20 protein-coding genes and 1 tRNA gene are annotated in these 23,846 nt (G+C 69.1%); 5 read left to right on the plus strand and 16 right to left on the minus strand.

Going from position 1 to position 23,846, the window contains the following annotated elements; translation table 11 throughout:
- The first annotated feature begins 37 nt into the window (after positions 1 to 37).
- Positions 38 to 673, plus strand: coding sequence for an MBL fold metallo-hydrolase (locus AC1C2R_RS18665; protein WP_495353598.1), 636 nt, complete (start codon positions 38 to 40; stop codon positions 671 to 673).
- Here the strand turns inward: AC1C2R_RS18665 and AC1C2R_RS18670 are convergent, their stop codons facing one another.
- From AC1C2R_RS18670 to AC1C2R_RS18690, 5 genes are all read right to left on the minus strand, one after another.
- Positions 674 to 2,143: a serine hydrolase domain-containing protein gene (locus AC1C2R_RS18670; protein ID WP_495380891.1), complete on the minus strand. Its 1,470-nt coding sequence runs from the start codon at positions 2,141 to 2,143 to the stop codon at positions 674 to 676.
- Between the two features lie 98 nt (positions 2,144 to 2,241).
- Entirely contained in the window at positions 2,242 to 4,614 is a 2,373-nt protein-coding gene (locus AC1C2R_RS18675) for a transglycosylase domain-containing protein (RefSeq protein ID WP_495380892.1), read from the minus strand.
- Positions 4,615 to 4,814: 200 nt separating this feature from the next.
- Positions 4,815 to 4,889: transfer RNA gene (locus AC1C2R_RS18680), tRNA-Gln, on the minus strand.
- Positions 4,890 to 4,985: 96 nt separating this feature from the next.
- Positions 4,986 to 6,500, minus strand: coding sequence for a glutamate--tRNA ligase (gltX, locus tag AC1C2R_RS18685; RefSeq protein ID WP_495380893.1), 1,515 nt, complete (start codon positions 6,498 to 6,500; stop codon positions 4,986 to 4,988).
- Positions 6,501 to 6,511: 11 nt separating this feature from the next.
- Entirely contained in the window at positions 6,512 to 7,453 is a 942-nt protein-coding gene (locus AC1C2R_RS18690) for a LysR family transcriptional regulator (protein WP_495380894.1), read from the minus strand.
- Between the two features lie 82 nt (positions 7,454 to 7,535).
- Here AC1C2R_RS18690 and AC1C2R_RS18695 point away from each other — a divergent pair, with 82 nt between their 5' ends.
- Positions 7,536 to 8,609, plus strand: coding sequence for an aminotransferase class V-fold PLP-dependent enzyme (locus tag AC1C2R_RS18695; protein WP_495380895.1), 1,074 nt, complete (start codon positions 7,536 to 7,538; stop codon positions 8,607 to 8,609).
- A gap of 109 nt (positions 8,610 to 8,718) precedes the next feature.
- On the opposite strand, the gene AC1C2R_RS18700 is transcribed toward AC1C2R_RS18695, so the two are convergent.
- Positions 8,719 to 9,438, minus strand: coding sequence for a helix-turn-helix transcriptional regulator (locus AC1C2R_RS18700; protein WP_495380896.1), 720 nt, complete (start codon positions 9,436 to 9,438; stop codon positions 8,719 to 8,721).
- Entirely contained in the window at positions 9,419 to 9,889 is a 471-nt protein-coding gene (locus AC1C2R_RS18705) for a group III truncated hemoglobin (RefSeq protein ID WP_495353591.1), read from the minus strand. The genes AC1C2R_RS18700 and AC1C2R_RS18705 overlap by 20 nt, the downstream gene beginning before the upstream one ends.
- A 106-nt stretch (positions 9,890 to 9,995) precedes the next feature.
- Here AC1C2R_RS18705 and AC1C2R_RS18710 point away from each other — a divergent pair, with 106 nt between their 5' ends.
- Complete coding sequence (locus AC1C2R_RS18710; RefSeq protein ID WP_495380897.1) at positions 9,996 to 10,499, plus strand: hypothetical protein; 504 nt, start codon at positions 9,996 to 9,998, stop codon at positions 10,497 to 10,499.
- Positions 10,500 to 10,553: 54 nt separating this feature from the next.
- Here AC1C2R_RS18710 and AC1C2R_RS18715 read toward each other — a convergent pair whose 3' ends face one another.
- From AC1C2R_RS18715 to AC1C2R_RS18735, 5 genes are read right to left on the minus strand one after another with little or no spacing between them, the layout of a single operon-like run.
- Entirely contained in the window at positions 10,554 to 11,324 is a 771-nt protein-coding gene (locus AC1C2R_RS18715) for a fumarylacetoacetate hydrolase family protein (RefSeq protein ID WP_495353589.1), read from the minus strand.
- A complete protein-coding gene (locus AC1C2R_RS18720) occupies positions 11,321 to 11,848 on the minus strand; it encodes a GNAT family acetyltransferase (protein WP_495353588.1) in 528 nt (175 codons plus the stop codon). Before AC1C2R_RS18720 ends, AC1C2R_RS18715 begins: the two co-directional genes overlap by 4 nt.
- Positions 11,845 to 12,960 (minus strand): branched-chain amino acid aminotransferase, encoded by a 1,116-nt coding sequence (locus AC1C2R_RS18725; protein WP_495353587.1) that lies wholly within the window; start codon positions 12,958 to 12,960, stop codon positions 11,845 to 11,847. The genes AC1C2R_RS18720 and AC1C2R_RS18725 overlap by 4 nt, the downstream gene beginning before the upstream one ends.
- 25 nt (positions 12,961 to 12,985) lie before the next feature.
- Positions 12,986 to 14,047, minus strand: a complete 1,062-nt coding sequence (locus AC1C2R_RS18730; protein ID WP_495380898.1) for a 3-isopropylmalate dehydrogenase — start codon at positions 14,045 to 14,047, stop codon at positions 12,986 to 12,988.
- The gene (locus AC1C2R_RS18735; RefSeq protein ID WP_495380899.1) at positions 14,010 to 15,680 is read right to left on the minus strand and encodes an MFS transporter; all 1,671 of its coding nucleotides are present in this window, start codon (positions 15,678 to 15,680) and stop codon (positions 14,010 to 14,012) included. The genes AC1C2R_RS18730 and AC1C2R_RS18735 overlap by 38 nt, the downstream gene beginning before the upstream one ends.
- A 104-nt stretch (positions 15,681 to 15,784) precedes the next feature.
- Between AC1C2R_RS18735 and AC1C2R_RS18740 the strand changes: the two genes are divergently transcribed.
- Positions 15,785 to 16,360 carry a TetR/AcrR family transcriptional regulator gene (locus tag AC1C2R_RS18740; RefSeq protein WP_495380900.1) on the plus strand — a complete coding sequence of 192 codons (576 nt, stop codon included), beginning with the start codon at positions 15,785 to 15,787 and terminating at the stop codon, positions 16,358 to 16,360.
- 71 nt (positions 16,361 to 16,431) lie between these two features.
- Here AC1C2R_RS18740 and serA read toward each other — a convergent pair whose 3' ends face one another.
- The 4 genes from serA to AC1C2R_RS18760 all read right to left on the minus strand — a co-directional run bounded on the left by serA (position 16,432) and on the right by AC1C2R_RS18760 (position 19,358).
- Positions 16,432 to 18,021 carry a phosphoglycerate dehydrogenase gene (gene serA, locus AC1C2R_RS18745; protein WP_495380901.1) on the minus strand — a complete coding sequence of 530 codons (1,590 nt, stop codon included), beginning with the start codon at positions 18,019 to 18,021 and terminating at the stop codon, positions 16,432 to 16,434.
- 121 nt (positions 18,022 to 18,142) lie between these two features.
- A complete protein-coding gene (locus AC1C2R_RS18750; protein WP_495353582.1) occupies positions 18,143 to 18,514 on the minus strand; it encodes a hypothetical protein in 372 nt (123 codons plus the stop codon).
- Positions 18,511 to 18,972, minus strand: coding sequence for a hypothetical protein (locus AC1C2R_RS18755; RefSeq protein ID WP_495380902.1), 462 nt, complete (start codon positions 18,970 to 18,972; stop codon positions 18,511 to 18,513). Before AC1C2R_RS18755 ends, AC1C2R_RS18750 begins: the two co-directional genes overlap by 4 nt.
- A 62-nt stretch (positions 18,973 to 19,034) precedes the next feature.
- Positions 19,035 to 19,358 (minus strand): hypothetical protein, encoded by a 324-nt coding sequence (locus AC1C2R_RS18760; protein WP_495380903.1) that lies wholly within the window; start codon positions 19,356 to 19,358, stop codon positions 19,035 to 19,037.
- Between the two features lie 113 nt (positions 19,359 to 19,471).
- Here AC1C2R_RS18760 and AC1C2R_RS18765 point away from each other — a divergent pair, with 113 nt between their 5' ends.
- Positions 19,472 to 23,707 carry an nSTAND1 domain-containing NTPase gene (locus tag AC1C2R_RS18765; protein ID WP_495380904.1) on the plus strand — a complete coding sequence of 1,412 codons (4,236 nt, stop codon included), beginning with the start codon at positions 19,472 to 19,474 and terminating at the stop codon, positions 23,705 to 23,707.
- Positions 23,708 to 23,846: the final 139 nt, after the last annotated feature.

Consider the following 23,846-nt stretch of genomic DNA (forward strand, 5'->3'; position numbering starts at 1 on the left):
GCTTGCGCGCAGACCGCGCGCGGTGTTGGCTCGGAACATGCGTCTCACGAAACTCGAACATGCCGCGCTCGTCATCGAAGACTCCGGCGACAAGCTCTACGTCGACCCGGGCAAGTTCACGACGCCGATCACCGAGTCGGCCGGCACCGTCGCGGTCGTGATCACGCACCAGCACGACGATCACTGGACGCCCGAGCAACTCACGCGCATCATCGAGGCCGATCCCGAGGTGCGCATCTTCGGCCCTGCGGGCGTCGCCGCGGTGGCCGCCGACTTTCCGATCGAGGTCGTCGCTGCGGGCGACACGATCGAGGTCGGGCCGTTCCGGCTGCGGTTCTTCGGCGGGCGGCACGCGCTCATCCATGCGTCGATCCCGCTCGTCGACAACCTCGGTGTGCTCGTGAACGACGCCCTCTACTACGGCGGCGATTCGTTCACCGTGCCCGGCGTGCCCGTCGAGGTGCTCGCCGCGCCGGCCGGCGCTCCATGGATGAAGATCGGCGAGGCGATGGACTACGTCGTCGAGATCGCGCCGCGGCGGGCGTTCCCGACCCACGAGATGGTGCTCTCGCGCGCCGGCAAGGCGCTCTCGAACGCACGACTGGCCTGGGCGACCCAGCAGGGCGGCGGCGAGTACCTACCGCTCGAGCCGGGCGACACGCTCGACTTCTGATCAGGCGACGGATGCCTCGGGGTCTTCAACCCGAACGATGAATGTCTGCGCCCTGGGCGCGGCGAGCGGGGTCATCCGCGCCTCGACCCTGAGCCGCCCGGTCGCGCCGGGTAGGAACCACACGAGGTGATCGGGCGAGTCGCACGTCGCATCGACGGGCGTCGTGCTCGCCTCGGTGCGCCCGCCGACAGCGGCCCAAGCAGCTTCGATCGCGGCGCGGCGCTCGTCGTAGGGCACGTCGAGCCCCACGTTCACCGCGAGCACGGCCGAGGCCGCGGCATCCGACCACTCGTTCACGAGCCGGCTCAGCGCGACGGATGCCTCGTGGGTCTCGGGCCACGGAACGGGGGCCGCCGACACGGGGCCGCTGCGCTCGGCCGCCTCGAGCACGATCGCAAGCGCGACCTCGGCGCCCTGGGAGACCCTGGCGTACGTCGCGTTCTCGAATGCGACGACCCCCAGGCCGGATGCGGCGTGCCAGCGCATGTGCGCACTGAATCCCGGATAGCCGCCCGAATGCGACACGATCGCGCCGAACCGCTCATCGAGCTCGACGAAGAGCCCGAAACCGTAGCCGTACACCGTCGGCGTCGGCGCGACCTGCGTGCCCGGCATCGCCGGAGGGCCGTGACGTTTCGCGGCGACTCGCGTGAGCTGCTGCATCTCGCGCCGGCTGGCCGCGCTGAGCGGGCCGCGTTCATCGCCTTCCCAGGCCGACGCGAGCCAGGCCGCCCACGCCGCGAGGCTCCTGGCCGAGGCGAAGAGTCCGCCGATGGCCGAGAAGACGCCCGGCCCGGTGAACGGGAGCGCGCGCCACCCCTCGCCCTCGACCTTCCGGTAGCCGATCGCGACCGACGGCTCCGCACTCTCGGGCCGCTCGAATCGCACGTCGAGCCCGAGCGGGTCGATGAGTTCGCGTGCGACGAACTCGGTGAACGCGACCCCCGAGACCCGCTCGACGACCTGACCGAGCACCGCGTAGCCCAGGTTCGAGTATTCGAGCGCCGTGCCGGGGATCGTGACGCAGCGGATGCCCGCGGCGAGCGTCGCACGGAACTCCTCGGGCGTCATCGACTCCTCGCGGTCGGCCCACGGGTCATCGGTCGGCAGCCCGCCCGACATCGTCATGAGCATGCGGACGGTCGGCGCGACGTCGAGACCACCCGGATTCCGGGGCGAGAACTCGGGTACGAATGCGTTCGCCGGCGTGTCGAGGTCGAGGAGCCCCCGATCGCGGAGCAGCAGCAGTCCGGCAGCGGTGAAGCTCTTGGTGCAACTCGCGATGCGGAAGAGCGTGTCTGGGCCGGATGCCTTCGTCCCCCCGGCGAGCTCCGCGGAGCCCGAAGCCCCGGCTTCGATCAGGCCATCACGATCGAACACGGCCCAGCTCGAACCTGGCGCGGTGCCGTCCGCGAGCCGCTCGGCGAAGACGGACTCGATGGCCCGCACGGTGTCGGCGGCGACGCGCATGTTGCTCCCTCGTGATCGTCCCGCCGACGCGGGGCCTCCCCCAGCGTACAAGTCGGTTTCACACGAACCGGCGAATGGCGCCGGGAGCGCACCGGCTGTCAGCCGCGACCGCGGTCGCCGCCGCGATCACCGTCGTCGCGATCACCGCGGCCCGGGCCGCCGTCACCATCGTCACCGGGCCCGTCGTTCGGCGGCTCGACCGCAGGTGCCGGCCCGTCGCTCTCGGCCGGAGCGCTCTTCTGCGGCGCAGCCGGCCCGGGCGCCGCCACCGTGAAGGCATCGCCGCCGTACTTCGCCGCCGCAACCGACATGACCATCGGCCACATCCGGTGCCGGGCAGTGGCCGCTTGGCCGCTGTCGAATGAGATCGCACGCTGGTTGGCATCACCCGTGAGGCTCACCACACCGGCGACCGTCGCGACCTTCGAACTCGCCCCCGCCATCCAAGTGTCTTTGCTGCCGTCGGTCGTGCCCGTCTTGCCGATCATCGGCACGTGGGGTTGCACGCCACCGTTCGACACGGTGGCGGTACCGCTCGTCATCACGAGCTGCATCGCATAGTGCATGGCTGCGGCGACCTCAGGTGACACGGCGGGAGTACAACTCGACGCCGGCACGGCAACCTCGTTGCCATCGCGGTCGGTGATGCGATCGATCGCGATCGGAGTGCAGGCCACACCGTTGTTCGCGATACCGGCGAAGGCGATGGCGAGGCTGAGCGGAGCCACCTCGTTCGTGCCGATCACGCTCGACGGACCCTGTTGCAGCGGATCGCCATCGGCGCGGTGCATCCCGAACGCCTCCGCGGTCTTGCGGATGCCGCAGAGGTCGAGCCTCTTCGCCATGCCGATGAACCCGGTGTTGATCGAGTTGACCGTCGACTCGAGAGCCGTGTAGTTGGCGCCGGCCTCGTTCGCATCGTTCCTCGGATTCCACGGCCCGGCATTCTGCGGGCCGAAACAACTGTCTCGGAAGGTGCCCCAGTTCGACTTCGGCTTGGAATCGACGCGCTCGGAAAGCGAGTGGCCCTCGTTGAGCCACTGCGCGAGGGTGAAGACCTTGTAGGTCGACCCGGGCTGGAACCCGCTCGAGCCGCCCTGCGTGTAGTCGGTGTTGTAGTTGATGCTCGTGTACTGCGGGCCCGTCTCGAGCACCTTGGGGTCTTGGCTGTACTGCTTGTTCTGCGCCATGGCCAGCACACGCCCGGTGCCGACCTGCACACTCGAGATCACGCTCCCGACGTCCCAACCGGGGTAGGTCTGCGGCACGTTCTGGGCGATCGCGTTCTCTGCTGCCACCTGCAGGTCGAGGTCGAGCGTCGTGTAGACGTCGTAGCCGCCGCGCCGGAAGTTCCGCATGCGCGTCTCCGCGTCATCCCCGAAGGTCGGATCGGTCTGCAGGATGTTCTTCACGTAGTCGCAGAAGTACGCCGACCCGTTCGCGGTCTGGCACCCGGTGCTCGGCTCCTTGATGGCGGGCTGCACCGGGGTGGCCACCGCCGCGTCGTACTCCTCTCGGGTGATCTTCTTCTCGTCGAGCATGTGGAAGAGGATGTAGTCGCGGCGAGCCTGGTTTCTCGCGTACCCGTTCGCTGCGCCGTTCTCCTCGTTCTCAGGCCTGTCGAGCTGGAACTCCACGGGGTTGTTGACGATCGCCATCAGCGAGGCCGCCTGAGCGAGCGTGAGGTTCGCCGCGGAGGTGCTGTAGTAGTAGTTCGCTGCCGCCTCGACACCGTACACGGTGCCGCCGAAGCCCGCGATGTTCAGGTAGCTGAGCAGTATGTCGTTCTTGGAATACCGCTTCTCGACGCCGATCGCGAGGCGCATCTCTTTCAGCTTGCGTTCGATGCCGGCGTTGCCGGTGGATTCCGTCGCGGAGTCGTAGCACTCCGCCTTCTGCTCGTCGATGAGGGCACGGCGTCCGTCGATGCCGAGGGCCTCTGCCTCTTCCTCCGACATGCCCTCGAACGCCGTCACGTTCGCCTCGCCCTCGCACTCCTGCACCCGCACGTTCTTCACGTACTGCTGCGCGATCGACGACCCGCCCTGGGTCTCCCCGCCGGTAGCGGTCGTCACCGCGGCCCGGAGCGTGCCCTGCAGGTCGACGCCCCCGTGTTCGTAGAACCGCGGATCCTCACCGGCGATCGCGGCATCCTTCACGTACTGACTGACGGCGTCCCAACCGACCTCGACCCGGTTCTGGTCGTAGAACGAGGCGAGCAGCACCGGGCTGCCATCATTGGCAAGCGCGTAGATGTTGCTCTTCTCGGAGAGCTCGTCGATCTCGAGATAACCGGGGAGCTTGTCGAACATTCCGATGGTTCCGGATGCCGCGATGCCGACGGTCGCGAGTGCGGGCGTGACTCCGGCGACGACGAGCAGGGCGGCGCCGACGCTCGCCGCGATCAATCCGATGAAGCCGCCGATCACCCCGAGGGTCGTCCGCGTCTCTTGGAAGTCACGACTCCGCATGTTCCGAGAAACCATGGCCCACCAATCCCCTGTCGACGTCTCTCGATTCACCAGGGAGCCTGTAGGGAGGCTCGAACGGCGCCGACACTCAATGCAATCGCAGCGCGCCGCCGAAGTCCAGCCCACACGACGACCACTTCACGGCTCGGTATTCGGGAAAAGAAAAAGGCCCGCGTGACCGGGGCTTTTTCACAAAATATTGGCTGGGGTACCTGGACTCGAACCAAGAACAACGGTACCAGAAACCGCCGTGTTGCCAATTACACCATACCCCAATGGCCGAAACCGAAGTCCCCGGCCGACATGTAACTCTAGCCTACGAGCACACCCCCGCCAAACCGAGCTGCGCTCAGCGGGAGCCTCTCGGCTGCTCAGGCGATGAGCGCCGTGAGCCGGTCGATGCGCTCGAGCGAGTCGACCTTGCCGAGGATCTGCATCGACTCGAAGAGCGGCGGCGAGACCCGTCGACCGGAGATTGCGGTGCGGACGGCACCGAAGGCCACTCGGGGCTTCAGGGCGAGGCCGTCGACGAGGGCGGCGCGTAGTGCCTCTTCGATCTGCACGTGCGTCCACTCTTCGGCCGGCAATCGGTCGAGCGCCTCGCGGGCAGCCGCGAGCACGGTGGCTGCATCAGCCGTGAGCGCGGCGACGGCTGACTCCTCGAACTCGAGCTCTGCGGCATCCGTGAAGAGGAATCCCAGCATGCCGGGAGCCTCGCCCAGCAGGGAGATGCGCTCCTGCACGAGCGGCGCGCCCTCGGCGAGCACGGCCTCTTCGCCGGGGGTGATCGGTGTCGAAACCGCACCGGCCGCCTGCAGGTACGGCACCGTGCGGGCGGCGAAGTCGGCGACGTCGAGCTGGCGGATGTGGTCGCCGTTGATCGACTCGGCCTTCTTCAGGTCGAAGCGGGCAGGGTTCGGGTTCACGTTCTCGACATCGAAGGCCGCGACGAGCTCGTCGCGGCTGAACACGTCGCGGTCGGCGGAGTAGCCCCAGCCGAGGAGCGCCAGATAGTTCAGGAGCCCTTCGGGAATGAAGCCGCGGTCGCGATGGTGGAACAGGTTCGACTCGGGGTCGCGCTTGGAGAGCTTCTTGTTCCCCTCGCCCATGACGTAGGGCAGATGGCCGAAGCGCGGCACGAACGCGGTCACGCCGATGTCGATGAGCGCGTGGTACAGCGCGATCTGACGAGGCGTCGACGACAGCAGGTCTTCGCCGCGCAGCACGTGCGTGATGCCCATGAGCGCGTCGTCGACGGGGTTCACGAGCGTGTACAGCGGTGCGCCGTTCGGGCGAACGACGACGAAGTCGGTCGTGTTTCCGGCCGGGAAGGTGATCTCGCCGCGCACGAGGTCGTCGAAGCCGAGGTCGACCTCGGGCACCCGCAGTCGCAGCGCCGGCTCGCGACCTTCGGCGCGGAACTCCGTACGCTGCTCGTCGGTGAGATCGCGATCGAAGTTGTCGTAGCCGAGCTGTTTCGGGCGACCGGCCGCCTCGTTGCGGGCGTCGATCTCTTCAGCGTTCGAGAAGCTCTCGTAGACGTGGCCCGAGGCCTTCAGCCTTTCAATGACATCGGCGTAGATGCCGGCGCGCTGCGACTGCCGGTAAGGCTCATGCGGGCCGCCGACGCCGACGCCTTCATCCCAGTCGAGGCCGAGCCAGGTGAGCGCATCGAGGATCTGCTCGTAGCTCTCTTCGCTGTCGCGCGCGGCATCGGTGTCTTCGATGCGGAACACGAACGTGCCGCCGGTGTGGCGCGCGTACGCCCAGTTGAAGAGGGCGGTGCGTACGAGGCCGACGTGCGGCGTGCCGGTCGGCGAAGGGCAGAAGCGCACACGGATGTCGCTGCCGGTGGCCTGGGTCGTGGGGTGAGCTGTCTCAGACATACCCCTCAATGCTATCGAGGCGCGAGGGTCGCGAGTACGGCGAGTGTCGCGGCCACGGCCGGCACGCGTTCGGCGCCGCGCGCCGTGACGAGATGGAGCGAACGCACATCGGCCCGAGCCGTGGGCCTGGCGACGACGTCGGCATGTCGCGGCGCTGCGGCGAGCGCGAGCGCCGGCAGCAGTGCCACCCCGAGGCGTTGCGCGACCATGCCCTCGACCGCGACGAAGTTGTCGGTTTCGAACGCGATGCGTGGCGTGAACCCGGCGGCGCCGGTGAGCTCGAGCAGGTGGCCGCGGCACCGAGGGCAGCCGGCGATCCAGGGCTCGTCGCGCAGCGTCTCGAGCGCGACGACGTCGGATGCCGCTGCGGGATGGCCGGCCGGGAGCACGAGCCGCATCGGCTCATCGCCGAAGCAGCGCACCTCGAGCCCGCGCGCGCTCGCCCGGTGCGGGTCGTCGCGGTCGCCCGGGTAGCTGAACGTGATCGCGAGGTCGGCGCCGTCGACACGCACCGCCTGAACGGCTTCGGGCGGCTCCGCCTCGACGTAGGTGACGTCGATGCCGGGGTGCGCGGCGGCGAGCGCCGCGATCACGCGCGGCACGAGGGTCGCCGACGCCGAAGGGAAGGCGACGAGACGCACCCGGCCGGCTCTGAGCCCTCTGATCTCGGCGAGTTCGCCGGCCGCGGTCTCGAGCACCGTCGCGACCCCGTGCGCATGCCGGGCGAGTACTCGACCCGATTCGGTCAGGCGGATGCCACGGCCCACGCGCTCCACGAGTGCGATGCCCGTGCGCTCTTCGAAGCGGCGCAACTGCTGGCTCACCGCGGGCTGACTGTAGCCGAGGGACTCGGCGGCGGCCGTGAGCGAACCACGCGCGGCGATCTGCTGCACGACCCGCACGGTCTGCAGGTCGAGTGCAGCGGCAAGAGCATCGATCGCGGCATCCGGCATGCTCGAATCATAACCGAATGGCATGTATATGATCGCTCGCTTGATCTTGTCGAATGAATTCGTGCGGTCGAGACTGGACCGTATGCACCGCACGCACCCGACTCGTGATCGCTTCGCCGCCGGACGCGGCTATCTCGCCGCCTGCACCCTCGGCCTGCCCGCCGACGTCACTCGCGACGCGGTGCGACGCGACCTCGCGTCCTGGTCGTCGGGCACTGCGAACGGTGCCGACTACACGGCGGTGCACGAACGCGCGCGCGGCCATGCCGCTACCCTGCTCGGCCGCACAGCCGCCGACATCGCCACCGGGTCGCAGGTCTCCGTGTTCACCGGCATGGTCGCGGCATCCGCGCCTGCCGGCGCCGAGGTGATCTGCGTCGACGGCGACTTCTCTTCGGTCGTCGCACCGTTCCTCGCCCGCGGTGACCTCCGGGTGCGGCACGTTCCGCTCGCCGAGCTCGCCGACGCCGTCAGCCCGTCGACGTGGCTCGTCTCGTACTCGCTCGTGCAATCGGCCACCGGTGAGCTCGCCGACGCGGCATCCGTCACCCGCGCGGTCCGCGAGGCCGGCGCACTCAGCCTCGTCGACACCACACAGGCGACCGGGTGGATGGCCACCGACGCGCTCGAGGCCGACGTCGTCGTCTGCCATGCGTACAAATGGCTGTCGGCACCGCGCGGTGCCGCATTCGCCGCGTTCTCGCCGCGCGCCGTCGAGGAGATCACCCCGCACGCCGCCGGTTGGTACTCGGGCGCGGACCCGTGGGCCTCGTGCTACGGGCCGGGCCTGCACCTCGCCGACGACGCGCGGCGATTCGACGTCTCCCCCGCCTGGCACGCCTGGGCCGGCGCTGAGGCGGCGCTCGAATTCGCCGCCTCGCTCGACATGACGGGTGTGCGCGACCACGACGTCGGCCTCGCGAACGCGTTCCGCGAGCGTCTCGGGCTCGCGGCATCCGACAGTGCGATCGTGGCCTGGCCCGACGCCGACGGCGCCTCGCTCGCCGCGCTCGCCGCTGCGGGCATCACGGCGTCGGGGCGGGCCGGCCGGGCCAGGGTGGCGTTCCATCTCTGGAACGACGACGAGGACGTCGAGCTCGCCGCCAGCGCCCTCGACATCGGCCGCACCCGATCGCCGCTCAGCGCACGGCGCTGACCGCAACGGGCCAGCGCCCTCGACATCGGCCGCACCCGATCGCCGCTCAGCGCACGGCGCTGACCGCAACGGGCCAGCGCCCTCGACATCGGCCGCACCCGATCGCCGCTCAGCGCACGGCGCTGAGCGCGACGAGGCACCGGTCGGGCGCGGCGAACGGCAGCAGCCGGGCTTCGACAGCCGATTCCGATGCCTCGCCTGAGAGCACTTCGCGGATGAGACTCTCATGCACGGCGCAGATGACATCGCGGTGACGTCGCGCCGCATCGCGGAACGGGCAGGCATGGAGCGAGAGCCCTTCGGGCGCCGGTTCGGGAGCGAAGCCGAGCTCGTCGAGCACCCGGACGAGTCGTTCGGTCGACGATGCCCGGGTCGACGCGATCTCGTCTGGCGAGGGTTCGACGGGCGAAACGCCCTCGTCGGGCGGGATCGACAGGCTCGAGGCCCAGCTTCGGCCCGCTTCACGAGCGAGCATCGCCCGCGTCTCGACTCCCTGCCCCTCGAGTGCGGCCGCGAGCAACTCGATCAGCCGTTCGCGGGAGTGTTCGTCTCGTGCGCGTGTCGCAACGGTGTCGACGAGCGCGTAGCGCAGGCGCGGTCGCCCTCGACGCGAGCGACGCTGGGCCGTCGTGGCGACGACGCCAGCCCCGACGAGCTGGTCGAGGTGGAAACGCGCGGTTGTGATGTGCACACCGATCGATTCGGCGAGCTCCGCGGCCTCGACGGGCTCTCCGGCCAGATGCAACGCGTCGAGCACCCGCCGCCTGGCCGGTGACGCGAGTGCGAGTGCCCAGCGGTCGGTGCCGGACTCAGCTTCCGCCGATTGCATCGATCGCCCCTTCCGCCTCGAGCCGAGCGCGCGTCGAGATTGTCTCGAACGCGCTGCCCGAACCGCCCGACAGCCGAAGGCCGATCGATCCGGCGATGCGGCGCGCCTGGATCTTCGCGCGCTCGGCCGACTCGCCGGCGAACTGCGCGTCGACGTTCGCGACCCAGAGTTCGAGCCATCGGTTGAAGTGCGCCGCGCCGAGCGGGGACTTCGCGTGAAGTGCGACGTGCATGGCGAGCGCGTTTCGACGGTAGCTGCCGGTGCGGAAGAGTACCGTCTCCCAGAAATCGCACATGATCGGCAGGTGGTGATCGAGATTCATGTGCGCGACATCGGTGAAGATCGGTCCGATGAGCGGATCGGCGAAGGCGCGACGGTAGAAGGAGTCGACGAGCCGCCTCACGTCGACACGGTCACGGATGTCGCGGAGCTCTCGCGGGTGATCGGCCATGCGCCCACGGTACCCGTCCTGCCAAATAAACCGCAATCTGTTACGTTCAATTCGACGGTCTCCGCCCAGGCGAGTGTCCGGGCGAATCGACGTCGAAGGGATCGAAATGGGTTCGGGCTATCAGATCGTCGCCGCAGACGGACACCTCCGCGACGCGGGGCCGGCTCCGAGGATCGGACCGACCACCGTCGGCAACGCCCTCGGCATCGCGTTCATCGTCATCGGCGGACTCGTTGCCGCACTGACCGGGCCGCTGCAGCTGGAACGGGGCAGTTGGCTCGCGGCCTATCTCGTGCTCGTGGGCGGCGCCACCCAGTGCCTCATCGCCCGCGTGCTCGAACACGCCCCGTGGGCCACCGGCCGTGGCGGCTGGTTCACCTTCGCCGCTTGGAACCTCGGCAACCTGCTCGTCGTCGTCGGGGCGCTCGCACGGGTGCCGCTCATCGCCGACTCCGGCGGTCTGCTGATCGCGGTGCCCCTCGTCCTGGCATTGCGGACTCCCGGCGGATCGGGGCCTGCTCGGCGTGCTGTCACGGCGCTCGCGCTCATCGTCGTGCTTGTCGGAGTGCCGGTCGGGCTCGTGCTCACCCACCTCCGTTCGGTGGGCTGACCGGGCGCGTTCGAATGCCTCGCCGCGCCGCCACGCCTCGACTCCCCCGCCGGCTCAGGCGGAACGCACCGGGTTCGACAGGGTGCCGAGGCCTGAAATGGTGACTTCGACGGTGTCGCCGTCGATGATCGGGCCGACACCCGCCGGAGTGCCGGTGAGGATGACGTCGCCCGGCAGCAGGGTGAACACGCTCGATGCGTAGGCGATGATCGCGGGCACCGAGTGCACGAGGTCGGCGAGCCGGCCCTGCTGCTTGCGCACCCCGTTGACGCTCGTCTCGATCGTGCCGTTCTCGAAGTCCACTTCGGTGTCGATGACGGGGCCCAGAGGGCAGAACGAATCGAAGCCCTTCGCCCGCGCCCACTGCCCGTCGCGCTGCTGCAGGTCGCGGGCCGTGACGTCGTTGGCGATCGTGTACCCGAAGATGTACTCGTCGGCATCGGCTTCGGCGACGTTCTTCGCGATGCGGCCGATCACGACGGCGAGTTCGCCCTCGTGCTCGACGCGCTCGCTCTGCTTCGGCAGCACGATCGTGTCGTCGGGGCCGATGACCGAGGTGTTCGGCTTCAGGAACAGCAGCGGCTCGGCCGGCGCTTCGCCGCCCATCTCGGCGGCATGGTCGCGGTAGTTCTTGCCGACCGCGACGACCTTCGACCGTGGGATCACGGGCGCGAGCAGCTTGGCCTCGGTGAACTTGATGCGCTCGCCGGTCGGCTCGAAGCCCGCGAACATGGGGTCGGCCTTCAGTACGACGAGCTCGTGCTCCTCTTCGTCGACGATGCCGAACGAGATGGTGTCGTCGTGGCTGAAACGCGCAATCTTCATGCCTTCAGCCTACCGGCGGCGTGTTCGCGATCAGGAGCAGCCGGGGCATCGGGGATGAGCCGCTTGCCGAGGCTCACCGCCTCGTCGACGCCGTAGCCGAGGTGGCGGTAGAACTCGATCACCTCGGTGTTCGTCGAACGTACCTGCAGATTCAGTTTCGGGCAGCCCCGCTCGGCGAGGAGCCGTTCAGCCTCGGCCATCAGCCGCACACCGAGCCCTTCGCGGCGTCGCGACTCGTCGACGGCGAGGTAGTTCACCCAACCGCGATGCCCGTCGTACCCGACCATCGCCGTGGCGATGACCGTGGCGCCCGACTCGCCCACGAGGCCCGACGCCCCCACGAGGAAGAGGTCGGGCTGCACCGTGAGCTTGCGCTCGATGTCGAGGTACGGGTCGTTCCATGGCACGACGAGGCCGGTCGATCGCCAGAGCGCGACGACCGACTCCGTGTCGGCGATCTCGAAGGGACGGATGCGCACCTCGGCATCGCCGACGGGTGCCGCCGGCGCCGCGATCGTCGTCATGCGTCGAGGCGCGTCAACCAGCCGTGGCGGTCTTCGACGCGACCGTACTGGATGTCGGTGAGCTCCTGACGCAGCGCGAGGGCGAGGGCGGATGCCTCGGCGCCGGCGTGCACGATCTCGAAGTCTTCGCCGAGCAGGCGCCCGATGGGCACGACGACCGCAGCGGTGCCGCACGCGAAGGCCCCGACGATGTCACCGGATGCCGCGCCGGCACGCCACTCGTCGAGCGAGACGGTGCGTCGCTCGACCACGTGGCCTCGATCTGTCGCAAGCTGCAGGACGGAGTCGCGCGTGATGCCCTCGAGGATCGACTCCGACTCCGGCGTGACCAGGGTGCCGTCGCGCCGCACGAGCACGATGTTCATGCCGCCGAGCTCTTCGAGGTTGCCTTCGCTGTCGAGGAACGCGACCTGCTGGCATCCCTTCTCATATGCCTCCGCCTGAGGCAACAGGCTCGACGCGTAGTTGCCGCCGGTCTTCGCAGCGCCCGTGCCGCCCTTGCCGGCCCGCGAGTACTGGGTCGAGAGCCAGATGCTCACGGGCTCCACCCCGCCCGGGAAGTAGGCACCCGCGGGGCTCGCGATGACGTAGTAGTTGACCTTCTTTGCCGGGCGCACACCGAGGAACGCCTCTTTCGCGAACATGAACGGCCGCAGGTACAGGCTCGTCTCGGCGGCGCTCGGCACCCAGTCGGCGTCGACGGCGATGATCTGCTTCAGCGATTCGATGAAGTACTCGCTCGGCAGTTCGGGCAGCGCCATGCGATGGGCCGAGCGTTGCATGCGAGCCGCGTTCTCGTAGGGCCGGAAGGTGTGGATCGACCCGTCGGCGTGCCGGTACGCCTTCATGCCCTCGAAGATCTCTTGGGCATAGTGCAGCACGGCGGCAGCGGGGTCGAGCGCGATCGGGCCGTAGGGCGAGACGCGCGGGCGGTGCCAGCCGCCCTTCTCCGACCAGCAGATGTCGACCATGTGGTCGGTGAAGTGGGCGCCGAAACCGGGGTCGGCGAGGATCGACTCGCGTTCGGCGGGCGTCTTCGCCTGCTCGTTGCGGGTGACCTGCCAGATGAGTCCGGCTGCGGACGGGGCCTGGAGCGGGAGGTTGATCGTCATGATGTGTGTCCTTCGATGCGCTGGATCAGTCGAGTGCGCCGATACGGTCGGCGATGGCGTCGCCGACCTCGGAGGTCGTGCGCCGGCGGTCACCGCGTTCGGCCACATCGGCGACGACGGCCCGCTGCACCTTCGCCGCGGCATCCGCCCTGCCGAGGTGGCTGAGCAGCAGTGCAACGGAGAGGATCGCGGCGGTGGGGTCGGCGATGCTTTTGCCGGCGATGTCGGGTGCTGAGCCATGGACCGGCTCGAACATGCTGGGGAATCGGCCGTCGGGGTTGATGTTGCCCGAAGCCGCGAGCCCGATGCCGCCGCTGATCGCGCCGGCCAGGTCGGTGAGGATGTCGCCGAAGAGGTTGTCGGTGACCAAGACGTCGAACCGCGCGGGGTCGGTGACGAGGAAGATCGTCGCCGCATCGACGTGCAGGTAGTCGACGGCGACGTCGGGGAATTCGGCGGCGACCGCGTCGACGGTGCGCTGCCACAACGAGCCGGCGAAGACAAGCACATTCGTCTTGTGCACGAGGGTGAGCTTCTTGCGCGAGCGAGCGGATGCCGCGGCGAACGCGTAGCGCACGACCCGCTCGACCCCGTAGGCGGTGTTGACGGAGACCTCGTTCGCGACCTCATGCGGTGTGCCCGCACGGATCGCGCCGCCGTTGCCGACGTACGGACCTTCTGTGCCTTCGCGCACGACGACGAAATCGACCTCGCCGGGATCGGCGAGCGGGCTCGCGACCCCCGGGTAGAGCACCGACGGGCGCAGGTTCACGTAGTGGTCGAGTTCGAAGCGGAGCTTCAGCAGCAGGCCGCGCTCGATGTTCGCGCCCGCGAGTCGCGGGTCGCCGGGGAGCCCGCCGACGGCGCCCAGGAGGATCGCGTCGTGGCTCTTGATCGACTCGAGGTCGTCGTCGGTCAGCACGTCGCCGGACTCGAGATAGCGGGCGGCGCCCAGTGAGAACTCAGTCTGCTCGAACGAGACACCCGTGCCCTCGGTTGCGGCGGCGAGCGCTTTCAGCGCCTCGCCGACGACTTCGGGCCCGATCCCGTCACCGGGAATCACCGCGAGTTTGACCGTGTCCACCATGAATGCTCCTTCGTGCGCCAGCCCTCCCAGCGTACTGGCCGCACCGCCCGGTGACACCCGGCGCGTCACGGCGATCGGGTCTGTCGACGGCGACTGGGGCGGGGTTGCGCAGCGCGACCGCAGCGACGAGCGCGGCGGCGACCATGAGTGCGACGCCGATGAGCGAGGTCACCACGACCCCCTCGTCGAAAGCGAGCGCGGCGGATGCCGCGAGCTGATCGCCGATCGAGGCTGGCAGCTGCTCGGCGACGGTGACCGCGCCGGCGAGCGTCTCTTGCGCGGTGGAGGCCTGTTCGGTGCTGAGCACGGCGGGCAGCTCGATCGCAGCCCGGAAGTGGGCGGCGAGGATGGAACCGAGCACCGCAGTTCCGAGCACCGCGCCGAGTTCGTAGGCCGTCTCCGACACCGCCGATGCTGCGCCGACCTTCTCAGGCGGCGCACTCGAGAGGATGAGCTCGTTGGAGACCGTCTCGGCGGCGCCGATGCCGACGCCGAGCAGCACGAACGCGATCACGACGGGGGCGATCGACTCGGCGGTTGCGGTGAACGCGATGACCGCGTACCCCGACGCCGAGAGCAGGAGCGCCACGGGCACGAGCACCCGGGGTCGCACCCGGCGTGCGATCGGCACGACGACGAGGCCGGCGATGATCATCGCGACGAGCCCCGGCAGCAGGGCGAGGCCCGCAGCGACCGGAGTGAGGCCCGCGATGAGTTGCAGGTGCTGCGACACGAAGTACAGGAACCCGACGAGGGCGATGACGCTGAAGAGGTTCACGAGCACGGCGCCGCCGAACGATCCCTGCCGGAACAGTCGCACGTCGAGCATCGGAGAGCTCGCCTTCAGTTGCCGTCGCACGAACCAGACACCGCAGACGAAACCGAGGATGATCGCCTGGATGCCGAAGCCCGAGACCCCCTCGGTGGCGATGGACTTGATGCCGAAGACGACGGGCACCATCGTGGCGAGCGAGAGCAGCGTGCTCGGCGCGTCGATGCGCCCGGGCGCGGGGTCGCGGCTCTCGGGAATGAGGAGCGGCACGAGAACCAGCATCGGCACGAGCACGGGCACCGCGAGCAGGAACACAGCGCCCCAGTGGAAGTGCTCCAGCAGGATGCCGCCGACGAGCGGACCGAGGGCGCTGCCTGCGGCGAAACCCGACGCCCAGATGGCGATCGCGAGCCTGCGTTGTTCGCGATCGACGAAGACCGTGCGGAGAAGCGACAGGGTCGACGGCATGAGCATCGCGCCGAAGAAGCCGAGCGCCGCGCGAGCGGCGATGAGTGCTTCGGCGGTCGGTGCGAACGCGGCGACGATCGAGACCACGGCGAAGCCGACGGATCCGATGAGCAGCATACGGCGACGCCCGAAGCGGTCGCCAGCGCTGCCCATGGCGACGAGGAGGCCCGCGAGCACGAGCGGATACGCGTCGATGATCCAGAGTTGCCCGGCCGCGCTCGGTTCGAGATCGCGCGAGATCGCAGGCAGCGCGAAGCTCAACACGGTGTTGTCGACCGAGACGAGCAGCACGGGGAGCATGAGCACGGCGAGTGCCGCCCAGGCGCGGCGAGGCGTGCGGGTCGTGACGTGCGTGCTCGTTGGGATCTGGGCGGTGTCGTTCGTGTCAGTCATCTCTGGCTCGTTCGTCTGAGACGATTTCTATACCGTCCAGCTGGTATAGTAACAGATATGCCACGACCCTCGTCACTCATCAGCTCCTCGACCGCGCCGGCCTCATGAGCCGCCCGCCCGCCGCCCGCGTGGCGGTGCTCGACGCCTTCGAGCGCATCATCATCGCCGACGGCGAGCGCACCGCGACCCTCGACGCCACCGCTCGTGGCGCCGGCGTTTCCAAAGGCGGACTGCTCTACCACTTCGGCTCACGGCATGCGCTGATCGCCGGGCTCATCGAACGGCTGCACCGACTCGTCGACGACGACGTCGCCCGCATCCACGCCGCCCCCGAGGGCGCGATCTCCTACTTCGTGCGCTCGTCGGTCGACCTCGCGTCACCGCTCGACCACAGCTTCGTCGCCACCGTGCGGCTCGCACAGGGCGGCGACCGGCAGGCGGCGCAGGCGATCGACGCCGTGCGGTCGCGCTGGCTCGAGGTGATCGGCCGGCACGTCGACGACCCCTCGCTCGCCCTCGCGATCACGCTCATCGGCGACGGGCTCTACTACCATTCGGCGCTTCGCGCCGGGGTCGACGCGAGTGGCCCCGACGACGACGACGCCGCCGACATCGGCCCCGCCGAGATGGACGGGCTCGTCGCACTGGTCGAACGCATCGCCCAGACGCCGGCCGAGTAGCGACCGGCACAGCGGATGCCCCGGCACGCGCTGCAGGGCAGCGTCACGCCGGGGCATCCCTGTGACAGTCGTTACTCCGTGATGTCGACCTCGACGAACAGGCTCGCGTCGATCGCCGACCGCACTCGCTCGAGCACCTCGGCCGGCACCGGCGAGTCGACGGTCAGCACGCTGAGCGCGTGGCCGCCGGCTTCGCGGCGTGCGATCTGCATGCCGGCGATGTTGATGCCCGCCTCGCCGAATTCCTGTCCGTAGACGGCGACGATGCCGGGGCGATCGGCGTACTCCATGACGATGTGGGTCGTCGCGATCGGCACCTCGAGTTCGTAGCCGTTGACGCCGACGAGCTTCTCGATCTGCTTCGGCCCGGTGAGCGTGCCCGACACCGACACCTGGCGGCCGTCGGCGAGCGCACCCGTGAGGGTGATGACGTTGCGGTACTCGGGCGATTCGGGCGCCGTGATGAGGCGCACGTCGAGACCGCGCTGCTCGGCGAGGAGCGGGGCGTTCACGTACGACACGGTCTCGCTGACGACGTTCGTGAAAACGCCCTTCAAGGCCGCGAGCTTCAAGGCGCTCACATCGAAGTCGGCGAGCTCGCCACGCACCTCGACATCGAGACTCGTGAGGGGGCCGTTCGCGATGCCGGCGAACAGTTGGCCGAGCTTCTCGACGAGCGGGATGCCCGGGCGAACGTAGGGATCGATGACCCCGCCTGCGACGTTGACTGCGTCGGGCACGAGCTCGCCGGCGAGCGCGAGCCGCACCGACTTCGCGACCGAGACGCCCGCCTTCTCTTGCGCCTCGTCGGTCGAGCCGCCGAGGTGCGGCGTGACGATGATGTTGTCGAGCTGCAGCAACCGCGACTCGGTGGGCGGCTCGGTGACGAAGACGTCGAGCGCCGCACCGGCGATCTCGCCGGTCGACAGCGCGTCGAAGAGCGCGTCTTCGTCGATGAGCCCGCCGCGCGCGACGTTCACGACGAAGGCCGTCGGCTTCATGCGCCGCAACTGCTCGACGCCGATCATGCCGAGCGTCTCGGGGGTACGCGGCATGTGGATCGTGATGAAGTCGGACTGCTCGATGAGGTCGTCGAGGGTCACGGTCTGCACGCCCAGCTGCTGGGCGCGAGCGGCGGTGATGTACGGGTCGTACGCGATGACGTTGGTGCCGAAGGCCTGCAGGCGAGCCGCGATGAGGGCGCCGATTCGGCCGAGGCCGATGATGCCGACCGTCTTCTCGTAGAGCTCGACGCCCGTGTACTTCGAGCGCTTCCACTCCCCCGCCCCGAGCGACGCGCGCGCCGCGGGAATGTGACGGGCGAGGCTCAGGATGTGGCCGACGGTCAGCTCGGCGGCGGAGATGATGTTCGATGTGGGCGCGTTCACCACCATGACGCCTGCGGCGGTCGCCGCCTTGACGTCGACGTTGTCGAGGCCGACGCCGGCACGGGCGATGACCTTCAGCTTCGGGGCCGCCGCGATCGCCTCTGCATCGACCTTCGTCGCCGACCGCACGAGGATCGCGTCGGCATCCGACAGCGCCGCGAGCAACGCGGGACGATCGGTTCCGTCGACGGACCTGACATCGAAGTCGGGGCCGAGGGCCTCGACAGTGGCGGGCGAGAGTTCTTCGGCGATCAGCACGATCGGCTTTGACACGAACGATTCCTTCGGGGGCGACGCGCGACGGGTCACGCTGAGGGGAGCGCCTACGCCAGTGGGGGCGCCGTTATCCCGTCAACCCTAATGGAGCAGGGCCGTCGCCTCGTGCCGTGTGACCTCACACGACGACTCCGCCGAGTCGGCCGAGCAGCACCGACAGGCTGAGGAAGAGGGCGGCCGAGACGCAGAGCCCCGTGAAGTACAGGGCGATGCCCACGAGCAGGCGGCGAGATCGGCCGAGCACGAACGCGGCCGCGAAGCAGCCCAACGGCGCGAGGAACGCGACCGCGACGACCGCCCAGCCGGCCGCGGTGAACGAGAGGCCGATGCCGAGCAACTGCACGACGCTCTCGACGACCTCCCACACGTCATAGGCGTAGAACAGGCCGAACACGACCGCGAGGGTGACGGTGAGCCACATCGGCAGCTTCGAAGTGCCAGAAGCCTCGGTGACGACGGATGCTTCGGGCTCGGTGTACTCCGCGCTCATACGGCTACCCCCAGGATGAACGGTACGGGCGCGAGCGCGACGACACCCACGATGAGCCAGACGAGACGAGAGCGTATGCCCGTCGTGGCCCGCAGCGCGAGCAGGAACCAGCACGGAGCGGCGAGCACCGCGAGCCACAGCCCCAGCGCGTACATGAAATCGCCGACGACACTGGTGCCCGGCGTGCTCGTACGCAACGCGGTGATGATCCACCCGATCGTGTAGAGCAGGTAGACCCCGCCCAGCACCCCGAGCACGACGAGCTCGACCGAGCCGGTCTGCCCTGCGGCATCCGGCGCCTCGTGCTGCTCGTCTGCCTCGCCGCCGTTCGCGTCAGAGTCGTCGTCAGCACCGGACTCGACGGCCGCCGGGCCACCGACGGCCTTCCAGCCGGGCGCGAGGGTCGGGTCGTCGTCGCCCTCCCAGCGCAGCGCATCATCGTCGGAGTCCCGGGCCATGGCTCCAGACTAGCGATCCGTCGACGGCGATCCCGTGTCGAGCAGCCGGACTCGCCGAGACGTCAGCGATGCAGGAGGTAGCGGCGTTCGACCTGGTCGGGGGCATGGGTGTCCGACCCTGAATCGGGTGCGAGTCCAGCTCTGCGCTCGGACTGGTCCCGATACGCGGAAGCGTCAGGGGCGGGCGTCTGGAGATCGCGTTCGGGAGCGAGGTCGAGCCGACGCTCGGACTGGTCCCGATACGCGGGAGCGTCAGGGATACTCGCCTGGCCGTGCGCGGCTCCATCGGACTCCACCTGGCCGGCGCATCCACCCAGTCCGACGCCGAGCGATGCGGCGAGCACGGCCGCGAGGATGATGCTTCGGGTCTTCTGTGTCGTGTTCATGACGAGAGCGTCCCGCCTGCCGGTATTGGTCCGTGGAGAGAGCGGTATGGACTCGGTATGGGCGCAACCCACAATTCGTTGACAACGGTCATCGCCGCGCCCACACTGCAGGTGTGGAGATCCGAGTGCTCGGTGACCTCACGATCGACGGCGGGCGACTCAGTCCGAAAGAGCGTTCCCTGCTCGCCGCCCTTGTCCTCCGGGCCGGCAATGTCGTCACACCCCATGAATTGGCCGATGCGGTGTGGGGCGACGATCTGCCGACGACCTGGCCGAAACAGGTTCAGGCCTTCGTCGTCCAGATCCGACGTGCATTGGGCGCGACCTCCATCGCCACGACACGTGCCGGCTACCGACTCCGGGTCGACCCCGACTCGATCGACGCCGTCCGCTACGAACGGCTCCTCGAAAGTGCCCGCGTGCACCGCGCCAGCGGCGATGCTGCCCGTGCCGTCGACATGATCGAGCGTGCAGCATTGCTCTGGAGCGGGATGCCCTACTCCGATCTCGGCGAGTGGCCGCCTGCAGTTGCGGAGGCGGAGCGCCTCGGCGAGATCGGCAAGTCCGCAGCGGAGGACCTGCTGGCAGCGCGGCTGGAGTTCGGCGAGCACCGTGTCGTCGTCCCCGACGCAGAACGCCTGGTGCGGGCCGAGCCGCTTCGCGAACGCCGTTGGGCGATCCTCGCCACAGCGCTGTATCGGAGCGGTCGGCAGGCCGATGCCCTCGCCACGCTGCGGAGCGCGCGGGATCGGCTGGCGGACGAGCTCGGCATCGAACCCGGCACGGAACTCGTTGCGCTCGAATCAGCGATCCTGCACCAGGATGCCTCGCTCGACGCACCACCGGAGCTCCAGCTGGCGAGTGCGGAGTGCCCCTATCGCGGCCTGCAGCCGTTCGGCACGGATGATGCCGAGGAGTTCTTCGGGCGTGACGCCGATATTCAGGCTGCACTGGCCCGGCTCTCCGGGTCTCCGTTCCTCGCGGTCTCCGGGGCATCCGGCTGTGGGAAGTCCTCGCTGGTGCTGGCCGGTCTCGTCCCCGCGCTCCGGGCTCGCGGTGACACCGTAGTCGCCCTCGGCTCGGGGACCACGCCGATCGCCCGGCTCCGAGACGCGATCTCCGGTCGAGGCCACGCCGACGTCGTCGTCATCGATCAGTTCGAGGAGCTGTTCCACTCCGGCCTCCCGGACGCGCACGTGGCGGAGTTCTCCGCGCTGATCGCGGGAGCCGTCGCTGCGGGACAACGAGTGATCGTCGCCGTACGCGCCGACTTCCTCAGCGCATGCGCAGCCGAGCCGAGCATCGGGCCGCTGTTCGCCGCGGGTGTCCACCTCGTCGGGCCGCTCGGTCCCGACGGGCTCCGCAAGGCCATCGAGGAACCGGCGCGCCTCGCCGGCCTCCGGATCGAGCCGGGACTCGTCGAGCTGATCCTGCGAGATGCCGCAGGCGCGCCGGGCGTGCTCCCCCATGTCTCGCACGCCCTCGTTGAGACGTGGCTGCGCCGTGAGGGCGCCACGCTGACGGTCGCCGGCTACGAGGACTCGGGCGGCATTTCGGGCGCGATCGCCAAGTCGGCCGACCAGCTCTACCTGTCGCTCGATCCCGATGCGCGGGCAACCTGTCGCGCCACGTTCCTGCGACTGGTCGAGGTCAGTGCAGACGGGGCGCCAACACGTCGACGCATCCCGATCACTCCGATGCGTCAGGACGCCGCACACGACCGAGTGCTCACAAGTCTCGCCCGCGCCCGGCTGGTGAGCACCGAGGAGGACTCGCTCATCGTTGCGCACGAGTCGCTCGCGACGGCGTGGCCGCGCCTCCGAGGCTGGCTCGAGGACGACGCCGAGGGCCTCCGCGCGATGGGTGCGCTCGCGAGTGCGGCGAACACGTGGGAGGCGGATGGTCGGCCCGATGAGGATCTGTACCGCGGAGCCCGCCTCAACGCCGTCCTCGCATGGCGCGATACCGCAGACCCCGAACTCACCGAATCGGAAGTCGCCTTCCTCGAGGCATCCGCAGCGCAGGAGCGTGCTGCCGTGGACGAGATCGAGCACCGTGCCAAGCACGACCGCAGGCAGAACCGTCGGCTGCGCGTGCTGCTGGCCGCTGCCGTCACGCTGTTCGCCGTCGCCGTCACCGCGGGCGGCTTCGTCGCAGCCGGCTCGAACGAGACCGCGCACCAGCGGGAGACGGCCCAGATCGAAGCGCTCACGAGCACGGCGCTGTCGCTTCGGGGAACGGACCGGGATGTTGCCGCCCTGCTCGCCGCAGAAGCCCACCGACGGTGGCCCGACGACTCTCGCACGCGCTCCGCGCTCATGGGCGCGATGACGAGTTCCCACGGCCTGCTCGCGACGACGCATCTCGAGGGCGTTGACGGCATGTCGGGCACACTCATCCCCGGAACGCGGCGCGCGGTCGCGGTGACCGCCGACGGCACCGCGGTGTTCGACATCGACTCCGGTGCGCGCTTGTACACCGTCGATCTGCCCTCTGAGAGTCGCGACTTCAACAGTCGATACGGGCCGGCGGTCAGCGGAAATGGAGCGCGGGTCGCGAATGCTGAGCGGATCCTCGATGACACCGATACACCCGTGGGGATTCGGTTGTCCATCGCCGACCTTTCAACCGGCGCACTGATCCGGCCGACGATCGAACTCGACTTCCCGCTCAGTTCCATCGCGATGAACCACGAGGGCGTCTTGATCGCCGCGATCGACGAGATCGGTACACTGCGGCTCATCGACGCGGATTCGGGCCTCATACGGCTGGTCGCCGGCACCTCATCCCACGCGGCGCAGGAGATGACGGATCGCGCCGGGGCCGTGCGCTTCACGCCCGACGGACTCCTCGCGTACGGCACCGTAGAGGGGCCACTGCACGTGGTGGACCCGGACACGGCTGCCGTGGTCACCACGTTGCCGATGCCCGCGGAGTCGACCAACGTCTCCATGACAGTCGTCTCCGACACACGCGTCATCACGACGGGCGACCAATGGATCTCGTCCGTGGATATCGCCGCGGGCCGGGTCGACTGGTCGCAGCAGTTGGTGACCACTACCGACGACCCGTGCCCGTGGGTGACGGCATCCGTCGAACTCCGGACGGTGTATTGCGGTGACCTGTTCGGTCACATCGACGAGCGGAGCCTCGACACCGGAGCGCCGACCGAGCGCTCATTCGACCCACAGCTCGGGTTCGTCGGCCTCATGTCCGTCGTGGAGGACCGTCAGGAGCTCGTGGTCGTCGGCCGCGGCACGGCGATCACGCGCTGGAAGCTCGACGGGTCTGGTGCAGTCACCCGGGTCCTCGCTCCGGGGTGGGTGCTTCGTGACGCGTACTCGCAAACCGGCTCGAGCCTCGTCGTCGCCCGCCGCATCGATGGGGTGGAGACCTGGGAGGACTACCGCGAATTCGCAGTGCTCGACACGCGAACGGAGGAGCTGCTCCTCCGCGTTCCCACGCCCTCGTATGGTGTCATGTGGGCGGGCAAGACAACCCTGGTTGGCGATTTCGGCGGCGTCGGGCCGCACCGAACGGGCTTCCTCGACACCCGCACCGCTGAGACCTTTGCGGGAGACCCGCTCCCCGACGACACGGTGGGCGTCTGGATGAACGCCGGTGGCGACCGGATGTACGTCGGCCGGCAAGACAGCGAGATCTGGACGATCGACCCGACGACCGGCCGCCGCGTCGCACCGACGATGCAGACGGACGGCGGCGATCCGGTGCTCATCACGACGAGTCCCGATGGCAGCCGCGTGCTCGTGACGAGCTGGAACATGAAGTTCATCCCCGATTCGATCCTCTTCGACGGAGAGACGGGCGAGCGGGTCCGAGCCGGGCTCGTAGGAGTCGGCTTGGCGGCTCTGACGGCGCGGGGCGAGGTCGCCGGTGCATTCGACTACCAATCCATCGTCCGCTACGACGCCGACACCTTCGAGCGGATCGGCGCCCTCCCAGGCGCCTCCGGCGGCCTCGACACCGTGAACGTGAGCGCCGACGGCCGCCTCCTCAGCACGTATTCCTTGAACAACACGGTGACCGTCTACGATCTCGTGGGCGGCGTACAGCTCGGCGACCCCATCCCCGTGATGGGCGAGTGGAATTACACCCAGGGACTGGTGTACTCGGGAGTGCTCCGCGCCGATGGAGCAGAACTCGCGGTCAACGTCCCGGCCGGCATCGCGGTGTGGGACCTACGGCCGTCAGCGCACGCGGATGCGGCCTGCGAGATGGCCGGTCGCGACCTCACGCGCGACGAGTGGATCGCCTATCTCTCCGACCTCGGTCCCTACCGATCGACGTGCGGCTTCGGGGCAGCTGGGCAAGCCGAGCCGGCCGGCTAGATATGCAGTGACCCGTTTCTTGGTGAGGGGGTTGCGGGCCGGGGCCTCGCTCACCATTCTCGTGGGTGACCGGGCAGGGTCCACCGGCCCACCTTTCCGACAGTTGTGGGAGGCTGCTCACCACCCTAGCGACCGACGA

The sequence above is a fragment of the Agromyces sp. Y182 genome (assembly GCF_059445385.1).

Coding starts and splice junctions, on each gene's coding strand:
- AC1C2R_RS18665 (WP_495353598.1), top strand. CDS start 38: ATGCGTCTCACGAAACTCGAACATGCCGCGCTCGTCATCGAAGACTCC.
- AC1C2R_RS18670 (WP_495380891.1), bottom strand. CDS start 2,143: ATGCGCGTCGCCGCCGACACCGTGCGGGCCATCGAGTCCGTCTTCGCC.
- AC1C2R_RS18675 (WP_495380892.1), bottom strand. CDS start 4,614: ATGCGGAGTCGTGACTTCCAAGAGACGCGGACGACCCTCGGGGTGATC.
- gltX (WP_495380893.1), bottom strand. CDS start 6,500: ATGTCTGAGACAGCTCACCCCACGACCCAGGCCACCGGCAGCGACATC.
- AC1C2R_RS18690 (WP_495380894.1), bottom strand. CDS start 7,453: ATGCCGGATGCCGCGATCGATGCTCTTGCCGCTGCACTCGACCTGCAG.
- AC1C2R_RS18695 (WP_495380895.1), top strand. CDS start 7,536: ATGCACCGCACGCACCCGACTCGTGATCGCTTCGCCGCCGGACGCGGC.
- AC1C2R_RS18700 (WP_495380896.1), bottom strand. CDS start 9,438: ATGCAATCGGCGGAAGCTGAGTCCGGCACCGACCGCTGGGCACTCGCA.
- AC1C2R_RS18705 (WP_495353591.1), bottom strand. CDS start 9,889: ATGGCCGATCACCCGCGAGAGCTCCGCGACATCCGTGACCGTGTCGAC.
- AC1C2R_RS18710 (WP_495380897.1), top strand. CDS start 9,996: ATGGGTTCGGGCTATCAGATCGTCGCCGCAGACGGACACCTCCGCGAC.
- AC1C2R_RS18715 (WP_495353589.1), bottom strand. CDS start 11,324: ATGAAGATTGCGCGTTTCAGCCACGACGACACCATCTCGTTCGGCATC.
- AC1C2R_RS18720 (WP_495353588.1), bottom strand. CDS start 11,848: ATGACGACGATCGCGGCGCCGGCGGCACCCGTCGGCGATGCCGAGGTG.
- AC1C2R_RS18725 (WP_495353587.1), bottom strand. CDS start 12,960: ATGACGATCAACCTCCCGCTCCAGGCCCCGTCCGCAGCCGGACTCATC.
- AC1C2R_RS18730 (WP_495380898.1), bottom strand. CDS start 14,047: ATGGTGGACACGGTCAAACTCGCGGTGATTCCCGGTGACGGGATCGGG.
- AC1C2R_RS18735 (WP_495380899.1), bottom strand. CDS start 15,680: ATGACTGACACGAACGACACCGCCCAGATCCCAACGAGCACGCACGTC.
- AC1C2R_RS18740 (WP_495380900.1), top strand. CDS start 15,785: ATGAGCCGCCCGCCCGCCGCCCGCGTGGCGGTGCTCGACGCCTTCGAG.
- AC1C2R_RS18750 (WP_495353582.1), bottom strand. CDS start 18,514: ATGAGCGCGGAGTACACCGAGCCCGAAGCATCCGTCGTCACCGAGGCT.
- AC1C2R_RS18755 (WP_495380902.1), bottom strand. CDS start 18,972: ATGGCCCGGGACTCCGACGATGATGCGCTGCGCTGGGAGGGCGACGAC.
- AC1C2R_RS18760 (WP_495380903.1), bottom strand. CDS start 19,358: ATGAACACGACACAGAAGACCCGAAGCATCATCCTCGCGGCCGTGCTC.